This window comes from Brevibacillus jepli (assembly GCF_047229145.1).
Lineage (GTDB): Bacteria > Bacillota > Bacilli > Brevibacillales > Brevibacillaceae > Brevibacillus.
Genome location: NZ_JBFEFW010000080.1, coordinates 1 through 1,379, shown reverse-complemented (window position 1 = coordinate 1,379; position 1,379 = coordinate 1). Strand labels below are relative to the sequence as shown.

Sequence of the window (1,379 nt, the reverse complement as noted above, 5' to 3'; positions counted from 1 at the left end):
GATCAAGTCCATATTTGTGTGTAAAATTGCCCTCGGTTAGAATGCCCCCTTCCGTCCCCCGAAGGGGGAGACGCAGGGAGCACACCCCCTGCACCCCGTCACTCGCCGTATGGCAGGCCCAGCAAGGGATTGCTGGGTTTTTCAAAAGTGTGTTTCATTCAGCCTGTCAAGGCTAAAAATGGAACGCTTCGCGGCCTTGACAGGCTTAGATGCGGTGTTTATTAGCCGATGCGAGTGACTTTGGTATGGGAGGAGATTGGGGATTGTCCTTGACGCCATTCAAGATATTCTGTCATGTCCAAATACTTTTTGCCGCTAGCCCATTTCTCGTCCGTTTCCATGAGCAAGGCCCCTATCAAGCGGATGGCAGACTCTCGATTCGGAAAAATCCGAATCACGCGTTCACGGCGGCGGATTTCCTCATTCAACCGCTCCATCGGATTGGTGGTGCGAAGACGCTTGCGGTACTTTTCCGGTAATGCCAAGACGGCTGTGACATCTTCGAAGCCTGCTTCCAGGACAGCCATGGCCTTCGGCGCTTTCGTTTCATACTCCTCCAGTACCTTCTCTAACAGCATCCGTGCCGTCTTTGCATCCGGTGCCTCCAGAATGGGGCGAATCCGGCTATGAATCTCGTCCTGCAAGGATTTGGGTGTGGCGTCAAGAATGTTGCGCATGAAGTGCGTCTGGCATCGCTGCCAGGTCACCCCTTGGAAGTTCCTGCGGATGGCTCGAACCAACCCTCCATGGTCATCCGACACAATCAGATCGACGCCTTTAAGCCCACGGCTTTTCAGCCAGCCAAAAAATTCGCTCCAGCTGGCCTCCGACTCGCTGTCGCCGAGCATAACGCCCAATACCTCCCGGTATCCATCGGCATTGACACCGATCCCGATGAGAGCGCCCCGTGACCGCACCCGCCCTTCTTCGCGTACTTTCAGGTACAGGGCATCGACGATGACAAAGGGGAACGAAGAATCGTGTAGCGGACGGTTGTTCCAGGCGTTCACGATAGGATCCAACCGTTTGCACAGATCGGACACGGTCGATTTGGAAAACTCCGTACCGCACAATTCTTCTGTGATCTGGGCCACCTTACGGGTAGACACACCGTTGACGACCATCTCCATGAGAGCCAGCACCAGTGCCTGTTCGCTGCGTTGATAACGGGCGAACAACTCGGTGGAGAACTTCCCGCCGCGAATGCGAGGGACACGAAGCGTGATCGTACCGACACGTGTAGTCAATTGGTGTGGGTATGTACCATTTCGATATGCTTGACGCTCATCTGTCCGTTCGTAGGGTTCCGCCCCCAACTGTTCGGTCGCCTGTGCCTGCAAGACTTGGTTCAATACGGATTCCAACAACTTGGCCACTCC

Annotated in this window: 1 protein-coding gene; it reads right to left on the bottom strand. The window is 54.9% G+C overall.

All coding sequences use genetic code 11. The annotated features are described in order from the left end of the window. Window positions 1-221: 221 nt before the first annotated feature. Window positions 222-1,379: IS256 family transposase (locus AB1L17_RS31320; RefSeq protein ID WP_412848820.1), on the bottom strand; the 1,158-nt coding region annotated here is incomplete at its 5' end.